The sequence below is a fragment of the Brevundimonas viscosa genome (assembly GCF_900116065.1).
In the GTDB taxonomy this organism is placed as follows: Bacteria; Pseudomonadota; Alphaproteobacteria; order Caulobacterales; family Caulobacteraceae; genus Brevundimonas; species Brevundimonas viscosa.
This window is the reverse complement of the sequence record NZ_FOZV01000009.1, coordinates 99,191-107,895: the sequence shown is the minus strand read 5'-3', so window position 1 is coordinate 107,895 and position 8,705 is coordinate 99,191. Positions and strand designations below refer to the sequence as shown.

The window sequence follows — 8,705 nt, the reverse complement described above, 5'->3', positions numbered from 1 at the left end:
CGACCACATCCAGCCGGCGTTCCCCCTGTTCGACCTTGGAGATGTACGACTGCGGCTTTCCTAAGCGGGCGGCGACTTCGGCTTGTGTCAGACCTGCCTCAAGACGAGCAGACGCAAGGATGGGCAGGATCGCCTGATAGGCCTCTGCCTTGATCGATTTGACCATCTGCGCCGCCTTCGAAGAACGACGCTTCCGGTAGAACCCGAAATGGAATATCCCAGATTGGGATATCGGGAGGGTTGCATGACGGAGGGGAGGATCGAGCCGGAGGCGGAGGCAACTCCTGAAGCTGAGTTCGCCCCCCGACTGTCGCGCCTCGACAAGAGCCAGAAGCTCCAAGCGAAGACGGAGATGTACGTTGCAGGCGTAGGCTGCCTAGGCGTGTTGGCGCTGGTGCTGTGGGGTCTGTACGCTGCAGGTGTAGGCGCAGCGAAGGGTGTTGCCACTGTCATGCGGGAGGGCGCTGAAGTACAGGCGCTTCTCGCTGAGGGCGATGCTCGTGATCGGCCTCGCGACCCAGCCTATTCCGATGCGGCTGTCATGGGCTCCGCCATGTCTCGAGTGAAGGACAAGCTGGTCGACCCCGGCTCCGCCCGCTTTCGGAACGTGAACGTTGTTCTGCAGCCGAGCGGAACAAAGGCTGTTTGCGGGGAGGTGAACGCTAAGAGCCGCGCCGGTGGCTACAGCGGGTACGAGCACTTCATCTCTGCGGGCACCGCGGAGTTCACGTGGCTGGAAAGTCAGGTCCCCGATTTCGCTACCGCTTGGAATGAGGTCTGCGTTCGCTAAGGCCTACGTCCGCTCTTCAAGGGTCTGCTTACGGCAATACGGCCAAAGGGAGCTTCCGACCCGTTGCGGACAATCCCTCCGTCACTCCTACTGAATCAAACGAGCACCGCCCCGTGGTCCGACCCCGGCCGGCACCGGCACATCGCTGGCGTCGTAGTTGGCATTGATGAACAGCGAGGGCGAGCCCTTCAGCTGCACGGACCGGGCGACGATGACGGTCCAGGCGCTGTCGCGCGCAACATCGGACTTGCCCTCCACGATGAGCTGGGCGGAGGGGACGTAGATCACGCCAAGAAGGCTGTCGACGTGGTCCGCGGAGATGATGAAGTCCTGCGTGTTGTCCCGGGTGCCCCCCATGACGATCCCCGCATATGGTCCCTCTTTCCTCCCGTCGAGGCGTATGAGGGCGCGGTCCTTGAAGTCGAACTTGGAGGCTTTGTCGAAGAACAGGACAACGTCCGACCCCTCAAGACGAGCGTCCTCCTTGACCGTCAGGTGGCCGCCCAGAAAGAAGTGCTCGCCCGAGTCAAGGATAAGCCGCGCCGTGCCAGAGGCGTCGATCCCCGCGCAGTGCTTGCCCGGAGGGATGTAGTGGGTGCCGCTCGAGACCTTGAGCGGCTTTCCTTTCTCGGCCGGCGTGCAGTCGGCCTTTTTGGACAAATCCAGATCGAGGGAGGTGAACGGATCCTCGATAGGCGCGGCGCCATTGTTGCCGGCCGGGCTGATGAAGCCGCGCGCCGTCGTCACCGCCTGTGTCGCAGCGGCAGAGATGCCGCCCCCTTCCACGTCGATGTCACGGTTCGAGTGAACCATGCAGGCGGGCGCGTTCATCCGCCCCGAATCCTTGATGTTGAGGAGTTTCGAGCCGGAGGAACCCGTGACCAGCACACACAACGGCACCAGCCCGGCCGTGGAGGCCGTCGCATCCGCGATGAAATCCCATCCGCCCGGCGGCAGCAGGTTTGCGAAGAAGGAAGGGCGGTTCGCCTCGATCAGAACGCGGATCGCCCGCTGACCGCCCCGGTCGAGAACCTCGTAGGTCGCCTCGTAGGACGGCGCATCGCCCCATTCAGAAATCTGCCCTTTGACAAAAGCATCGGCGCGCTCCCGGGCCGTCGAGCCATCGCTCGCCAGCGAAAGGGAGGGCGCGGCAACGAGCGCGGCGGCGTCGGCGATGGCCTGCAGGCGTCCCTTGGCGGAGTTCACCGCCATTAGGTCCATGCCACCCGCGCCCAGCATGATGATTGCGGGGCCGACCAAGGCGAACTTAAGCGCAATCGTGCCCTCATCCGCCCAGAGCAGAGTTCGGACGAACTTCGCCAGCATTTGGAATGGTGTGTTCGTGGCGGCCAACGAGTTGAACTCCTTCGTCGCCGCTCATCTGAACTGCGAAGTGCTAAGGTCTGGTTTTCTCTTAATGTCGGGCGTTTAACACAACGCTGGAGATGTCTGGCAGGCGATGGAACTTCCGCTGTCCACCCTCAGGTGACACTCAGCACGTCGGCTTCCGGCCGAGGAGCCCAAGCCAGTGCAACGCTTGCAACGGCCCTCACGCGAGGAAGGATTTTGTGGCGCGTTCTAGCTTCCTCAGGGAAAGGGGGCGGCAGGTAAGATTGCTGGAACTCGTCAAACCACCGGGCTCCCAATCGTAGCGGAGCCGTGAGACGCTGCCGCTCATGTGCAACCTCTACAGCCTCTCCAAACACCAAGCCGGCATTCGGCAGATGGTCGATGCCATGACGCCGGAGGTCGGCAACTTCCCACCCTTGCCGGGAATCTTCCCTGACTACCCCGCTCCGATCATCCGCCTGACTGAGGACGGATCGCGTGAGCTTCGGATGGCGCGTTGGGGCATGCCGAGTTCGAAGAAGGCGATCTTCGACGCTGCCGTGAAGCGGGCAGACAAACTGAGGGCGAAAGGCAAGGAAGTCGACTTTGACGAACTCCTGCGGATGGAGCCGGATGGCGGGACCACCAATGTCCGGAACACCAACAGCGCCCACTGGAAGCCCTATCTCAAGCCGGAGGCCAGGTGTCTCGTACCCTTCAGCGCCTTCAGCGAGCCCGACCAAGTGAACCGCGGTCCTGCGCCTGTGTGGTTTGCCCTTGGCGAGGATCGACCGTTGGCCTTCTTCGCCGGTGTCTGGACGCGGGAATGGGGCTGCGTCCGCAAGATCAGCAAGGGTTGGGAGGTCTGCGATCTCTTCGCCTTCCTGACCACCGACGCCAACGCTGAGGTGGCTGAGTTTCACCCCAAGGCCATGCCTGTGATCCTCACCACCGAGGAGGAGCGTGAGACATGGCTACGCGCCCCTTGGGAGGAGGCGAAGTCCCTGCAAAGACCCCTGCCAGACGGCTCCCTCAAGGTGGTGGCGAGGGGTGCGAAGAAGGATGGGGCCGAATAACAGGGCTCATCCACAGCGGCAGAACGAATGCGGAACATTTCTCTTGCTGCGCGCTCTGGCGGTCTCCTAGATCGCTTCCGGGTCGGTTGGCTCAGAGTTGGAGCGACCGTGATGGATCAGACTGTGTGCGATGCCGAAGGGCTCGCAAAGGTGCTCAAAGGTGTGGACCTCAGGAGCGCAGACGGACGGGCCGGGCTTGGCTCCCTGCTTCGGGAAATCGAGCGTGCCGAGCCGGGCATCGTCCAGCGCCTTTGTGCAGAGATTGAGCTAGGCAAGCTGCGACAGAGCCTGCCTGCCGCCTGACATGGGCCGACGGAATCCGGATCGTTACACAATCTCAGACTGGCGAACCGCCTGCCCAACCGTCCGATGGATGCGCGCGGAGCGATGGGATGTGATCACCGTCTGCACATCCTGCGGGCTGAAGATGCAGGCCAACCTTGAGCGGATCGAGCGCGAGAAGGGCAGCGACTTCAGCCTGTGGGATCGAACGGCGCCATGCAGGCGGCTAGGCTGCTCCGGGTTCGTCGAGTTTCGGGCGCTTCCAAGGAATGCGTCGGTTCGGTTCTCCTTAGGGGCGCGAGGCAAACCTAGGGCATGAATCAGTCTTCGCTTGCGAGATACGCACAATCGTGATATCCATATCGATATAACGTAAAGGGAGGCTTCTGTGGGTGATCGAAAAGCGCAGAACTGGTCGGCGGAAGAGTATGTCGAGCTCGGAAGGTTCGATGAGCGGGCAGCCAAGTCCATTCTCGTCCCAATCTCGATTGCTGCCGATGCTCTCGGCTACGAGCAGACAACGGTGCGGGCGCACGTCCGACAAGGGAAGCTGGCGGAAATCGTTGTCGCCTGTGGCGATCACAAGGTAAAAGGGGTGACCCTCGCGTCTATTAGAGAGGCGCTCGAAGCGCGAAGTGCCCGGATCGACGATCTAAAAGAGCCTCTGCGCGACATCATTTGGCACAATGGGCCACACTCCATTGAGTACAAGAAGGTCATGGAGGGCGTCGGCCTTTCGAGTAGCAATCCGCACGACCGCCGGCTAATTGGCGCGGCTCTTGACGGTCTAAGCAAAGAAAGTTTTGAAAGGGAAGGTTTTCTCATATCCGCGCTAGTTGTTCTCAAATCTTCGGGCCGCCCCAGCGAAGGCTTCTACAAGCTTGCTCGGAGTCTGGGTCTCGGGGGCGGTAAGGACGACGAGGCAATCTGGCAGGCCCAGATGCGCCTTATCCGGCGATGGTTCGACCCTCACGCGGATTGAGGATCAGAGCGCGCTGAAAGTCGAAGAGTTGGCCCTGTCTCGATGAAGCGACCGGGCTTCTGCTTGCCAGCCTGAGGCGACATTCAGCATGGCCGCTTCTGCCTGGAGGGGGCAAGCCAGTGCAACGTTTGCAACGTCCCTCACGGGAGGCTGCATTCTGTGGCGACTTATAGCTCTCTCGGGGAAAGGTGGTGGCGGGTGAGATTGCTGAAGTTCAACAGCCATTGATCCTCCCAAAGACTAGGGGCACGGTCGGGTGCTGGTGAGTCTTGGAGAGAGATATGGCTGAGGACGAACTGAACGAACTTCGCGGGATGACGGTCGAACTTGCGGCTGCCTATGTGTCCAATACGAACGTTCGGCTCGACCCTGAAGACTTTCAGAAGCTGATCCGAGACACGTTCGCTACGCTCAGCCCCTTGACCACCGCTCAGACGGAACAGGAGCCTGCAGAATCCATCACGCCTAAAACCAAGGCCGAAATCCGAAAGTCGATCACGCCGGATACCCTGATCAGCTTTGAAGATGGTCGGCCCTACAAGACGCTGAAGCGACACCTGACGGTAAGAGGGCTCAGCCCCGTTGAGTACCGTGAGAAGCATGGGCTGCCGGCGGATTATCCGATGGTAGCCCCGAACTACAGCGCCGCTCGGAGCCAGATGGCCAAGAATCTAGGGCTTGGCCAAAAGGGACGGAGGGCGAAGGTCTCCGCTAAGCCCAAGTCTCGCTAACCCTGATGAAGCAAACGACGATCATTGTCGGGGCTGGAGCGAGCGCGGACTTCGGTCTGCCTCTCGGGCGCGGTCTCGCTGAGCTCATCTATGCCCAACTGGATGAGAGCTTCGGCCCACACCACAGGGACGACGGAGCACTCCGCGGAGCGCTGGCACGGAGAGTTGGGCGTGGGCTGGCCCAAGAGGACGTTGGCGCGGCTTTGGCTCTGCGAGATGGGCTTATCGGCGCTTCGACGATTGACGATATCCTTGGCCAGAGAGGTCATCAGAGACCGATTGTCGAAATCGGCAAGATGGCCATAGCCAATGCTATTTTGTCAGCAGAGGCCGAGTCGCCGCTTGCCTTCGATAATCACGACAGGGAGGCGGCGAGAGCAGGTCTTTGGCGATGCAGAGACACTTGGCTAGCACGCTTGGTCCGAACGACCATCGGAGTCCCCAGCGCTGACCGGTTTGTGGATGCGCTTACATCCGTCTCATTCGTCACCTTCAACTATGATCGGTGCATCGAGAAATACTTTTACGCCTACCTTAGGTACGTCGTAGGTTTACCGCCAAGCGATGCGGCAAAGGCTCTCTCGAGGATTCATATCCATCATGTCTTTGGCTCACTAGGCGATGGAGTTCATGAGTCAGATTGCAAGGTGCCATTCGGCTCGGCAGTAAGACTCGAAGCGTGTGGACAAGCTATCCGCACGTTCACGGAGCCGATGACGCACGATGAACTTCGTCGGCTCTACGACATTTCTCGCCACGCAGAGCAGATAGTCAGCATAGGATTCGGATTCGCTGAAACTAACGTCGATAAGGTCTTCGGAAACGCGACAGTTTCGTGCCCCGTCTATTGCACTACTAAGGGTATGCGACAGCAGGCCGTGCAACGGATCGCGCATAGGTTTGATGACTTTAGGCCCTTCGACGGAACCGGCGCGGAGTTGTTCGATGAGTTCCCCGAGATTTTCGAGCGCTGATCGCTTCTGCATCGGAATTGACCGTTTTCGATTCACCACCGCAGCCCGTAGCGAAAACTAGCTTGCAGGCAATTACGATACAGCTACAATTCCGAACCTGAGTTTCGATACAGGAGGGGGATTGTGAGCCGTACGTTTGCCTATTGCCGCGTCAGCACCGCGGACCAGACCACCGATAATCAGGTGGCAGAGTTGAGGGCTGCCGGGTTCGAACTGGCGGACCACCGGATCATTACTGAGACAATCTCGGGCTCCGTCGCGGCCAGTGAACGTCCTCAGTTCGCCCGCCTGCTTGATCGGCTTGAGCCGGGCGACGTGTTGCTTGTGACCAAACTGGACCGCCTCGGCCGCAATGCCATGGATGTGCGGGCGACAGTCGAGCGGCTGTCTGTGTCTGGAGTGAGGGTCCACTGCCTTGCGCTCGGCGGAGTCGACCTAACTAGTCCTGCGGGCAAGATGACCATGAGCGTAATCGCCGCGGTGGCAGAGTTCGAGCGAGACTTGCTCATCGAGCGCACGCAATCAGGGCTTCAGCGCGCAAGAGCGAACGGGACTAAGTTGGGACGACCGGCCGCCCTTACTGAAGCACAACAAATAGAGGTATTCGCCAAGCGACTAGCTGGCGGTTCGCTCGGAGCCCTTGCAAGGGAATTCGGCGTGACGCGTTCGGCAATCCAAAGGATCGAACGACGTCTTTCCAAGGGTTAGACCCACCCCTGTTGATCCTCACCCTTCCTCCACGGAGCCAAGGGGGGGAGTGAGGCGTCTATAGCAGGGCTTTTACCTTATCCCGCCGATCCATCCTTGAATCGGAGCCCCACGAGAACCTTCAGTCGCTTGAGAGTCATAAGCAGAGTGAAGGTAAAGTTCACAAGAAGCGCAATTATTACGCCGCTGACCAGTCTCTCCAGTAAATCGTCGAATAGCGGAGCAATGCATAGAAGTACGATAGCTGTTATGGAGATGAGTACGGCAAAAAGTAGGTTTGCGTTGACCTGCTTTATTAGCGTGATCTGTTTTTCAACCTCCGCCTCTCCTGGCCCTACGGCCTTAACCGCGTATAGCAGAACCAGAACGTTAACCATCAGCCCGGCCATAATAGACAGCGCGCCAATCCAGATTCCGACTGATGTAGAGTCAAAGCCGTTCTCGCTGTAAATCATCAGGCCTCCGCCTATAATGACGGGAAGAACGAAGAAGACGAATAGGTCGAGCTTTGATGCCTTGCCGGTAGACTCATCACGCAATGTGGCGACGTGCTCAATAAACACATCGCGCAGATCAATCTTGGTCGTCATATCTTGATGCCGGTAGCATTTGCCAGCTCCTTTATAAGTATGACGGTCTGTGCGTCTACGTCTGCGCGTGCCGGGTATCCAGAAGAGGCAAGCTTCACATCATCAGTGATGTCGAAGGATGATCTAACGTTCCGCTGATTTTGTAAGCTGATTGTGCGGAGCTTGCCGTTGACATCGACCGTCATCTTGACATCGTCGGGTTCAAAGTCATCGAATGCGTAAACGGACTTGATACCTTGGGTTGATGTGATTGCGTTGGCGACCTCCTTCTTTCGAAAGAAGCCTTTCTCTTTCGACTTGTAAGTTACTTCAATGCTTCCTTCGGACTGAACGGACTTGCCTGATACTACGTCCGCGTAATCGGGGGGTATGGAGTGCTTTATAAACGTCACGGAGCGCGGCTCTCCGCCCTTAATAAAGCGCTTAACGATGAAGTCTGGCGCTAGGGAGCGGATATCGACAATGTATTCCGGGTGAGCATTCTCGAAATACTCGCGAAAGATGCTTTTTAGGTTTCCGCTTACGCCGCTCAAGCCAAGACGTTGTGTAATAAGATAACCCTTGTCCGCCCCAAGCGGAACGTAAACACGAAAGTAATACGGTATCTTTTCGGCGTGATGCTTCTTCTTCTTAAGTACGGAATTGCCTGTTGTAACGTCGATTACGTCGCCCTCTCGGCCGTAGGCACCCTGTTCGAAGGTGCCGATGAACCCGACCTTGTCCGTCTTCAGGTTTTTGACCGTAATCGTCTTTTCCGGAATCCCCTTGTAGTTCCCCTTCACCATTGGGATTAGAGATTTGGCGAGTTCGGCGACACCGGAGGTGCCTTTGCCATCGAAGTCGTGGAACGGAAGAAGCTTCAAGCCGCGCTTCCGCTTCCGACGGATCGAGATGAGGTAAAAATCGATTGCGACTTCCAAGATGCCCTCGTGCCCATTCCCCGAACCGATCCAACTTCAAATTGCGAATGGCCGCAACCTACCCGCAGCCTGCGTCAGTTCCGGTCGTAGTCACCACGGTCAGGTCTAGCGCTGCCTCGAATCCATTCTGTGGATAGTCCCTCTAGGGCGCAAATTAGGGCGCGGGGTGGGGATGTCACGTAAGCGGCGAAAAAAACAGGAAAAAACGGGACGCGGTGGCGGACAGAGAGGGATTCGAACCCTCGATAGGCTTTCACCTATACACGCGTTCCAGGCGTGCGCCTTCAACCACTCGGCCACCTGTCCGTATCCACCCGCGGCGG

At 58.7% G+C, this 8,705-nt stretch carries 11 protein-coding genes and 1 tRNA gene; 7 read left to right on the top strand and 5 right to left on the bottom strand.

Going from position 1 to position 8,705, the window contains the following annotated elements; translation table 11 throughout:
- On the bottom strand, nucleotides 1-166 hold a 166-nt coding region (locus tag BM333_RS16355), incomplete at its 3' end, for a helix-turn-helix domain-containing protein (protein ID WP_092313154.1).
- A 78-nt stretch (nucleotides 167-244) separates the two neighbouring features.
- On the opposite strand from BM333_RS16355, the gene BM333_RS14190 reads away from it, so the two are divergent.
- Nucleotides 245-790: a hypothetical protein gene (locus BM333_RS14190; protein ID WP_092313127.1), complete on the top strand. Its 546-nt coding sequence runs from the start codon at nucleotides 245-247 to the stop codon at nucleotides 788-790.
- 87 nt (nucleotides 791-877) lie between these two features.
- Here the strand turns inward: BM333_RS14190 and BM333_RS14185 are convergent, their stop codons facing one another.
- Nucleotides 878-2,143, bottom strand: a complete 1,266-nt coding sequence (locus BM333_RS14185; protein ID WP_143105843.1) for a TadE/TadG family type IV pilus assembly protein — start codon at nucleotides 2,141-2,143, stop codon at nucleotides 878-880.
- A gap of 323 nt (nucleotides 2,144-2,466) precedes the next feature.
- Between BM333_RS14185 and BM333_RS14180 the strand changes: the two genes are divergently transcribed.
- The 6 genes from BM333_RS14180 to BM333_RS14170 all read left to right on the top strand — a co-directional run bounded on the left by BM333_RS14180 (nucleotide 2,467) and on the right by BM333_RS14170 (nucleotide 6,872).
- Nucleotides 2,467-3,195 (top strand): SOS response-associated peptidase, encoded by a 729-nt coding sequence (locus BM333_RS14180; protein WP_092313121.1) that lies wholly within the window; start codon nucleotides 2,467-2,469, stop codon nucleotides 3,193-3,195.
- A 111-nt stretch (nucleotides 3,196-3,306) separates the two neighbouring features.
- On the top strand, nucleotides 3,307-3,498 hold the full coding sequence (locus BM333_RS15745) for a hypothetical protein (RefSeq protein ID WP_143105842.1): 192 nt from the start codon (nucleotides 3,307-3,309) through the stop codon (nucleotides 3,496-3,498).
- 367 nt (nucleotides 3,499-3,865) lie between these two features.
- On the top strand, nucleotides 3,866-4,459 hold the full coding sequence (locus BM333_RS15740) for a hypothetical protein (RefSeq protein WP_143105841.1): 594 nt from the start codon (nucleotides 3,866-3,868) through the stop codon (nucleotides 4,457-4,459).
- Between the two features lie 281 nt (nucleotides 4,460-4,740).
- Entirely contained in the window at nucleotides 4,741-5,190 is a 450-nt protein-coding gene (locus tag BM333_RS14175; RefSeq protein ID WP_092313118.1) for a Ros/MucR family transcriptional regulator, read from the top strand.
- Between the two features lie 5 nt (nucleotides 5,191-5,195).
- Nucleotides 5,196-6,164 (top strand): SIR2 family protein, encoded by a 969-nt coding sequence (locus BM333_RS15735; protein WP_143105840.1) that lies wholly within the window; start codon nucleotides 5,196-5,198, stop codon nucleotides 6,162-6,164.
- 123 nt (nucleotides 6,165-6,287) lie between these two features.
- The gene (locus tag BM333_RS14170) at nucleotides 6,288-6,872 is read left to right on the top strand and encodes a recombinase family protein (RefSeq protein WP_092313115.1); all 585 of its coding nucleotides are present in this window, start codon (nucleotides 6,288-6,290) and stop codon (nucleotides 6,870-6,872) included.
- 77 nt (nucleotides 6,873-6,949) lie between these two features.
- On the opposite strand, the gene BM333_RS14165 is transcribed toward BM333_RS14170, so the two are convergent.
- From BM333_RS14165 to BM333_RS14160, 3 genes are all read right to left on the bottom strand, one after another.
- Nucleotides 6,950-7,462, bottom strand: coding sequence for a hypothetical protein (locus tag BM333_RS14165; protein ID WP_092313112.1), 513 nt, complete (start codon nucleotides 7,460-7,462; stop codon nucleotides 6,950-6,952).
- Complete coding sequence (locus tag BM333_RS15730) at nucleotides 7,459-8,382, bottom strand: hypothetical protein (protein WP_143105839.1); 924 nt, start codon at nucleotides 8,380-8,382, stop codon at nucleotides 7,459-7,461. The genes BM333_RS14165 and BM333_RS15730 overlap by 4 nt, the downstream gene beginning before the upstream one ends.
- A 216-nt stretch (nucleotides 8,383-8,598) precedes the next feature.
- Nucleotides 8,599-8,688 (bottom strand) — tRNA-Ser (locus BM333_RS14160).
- Between the last annotated feature and the right edge of the window lie 17 nt (nucleotides 8,689-8,705).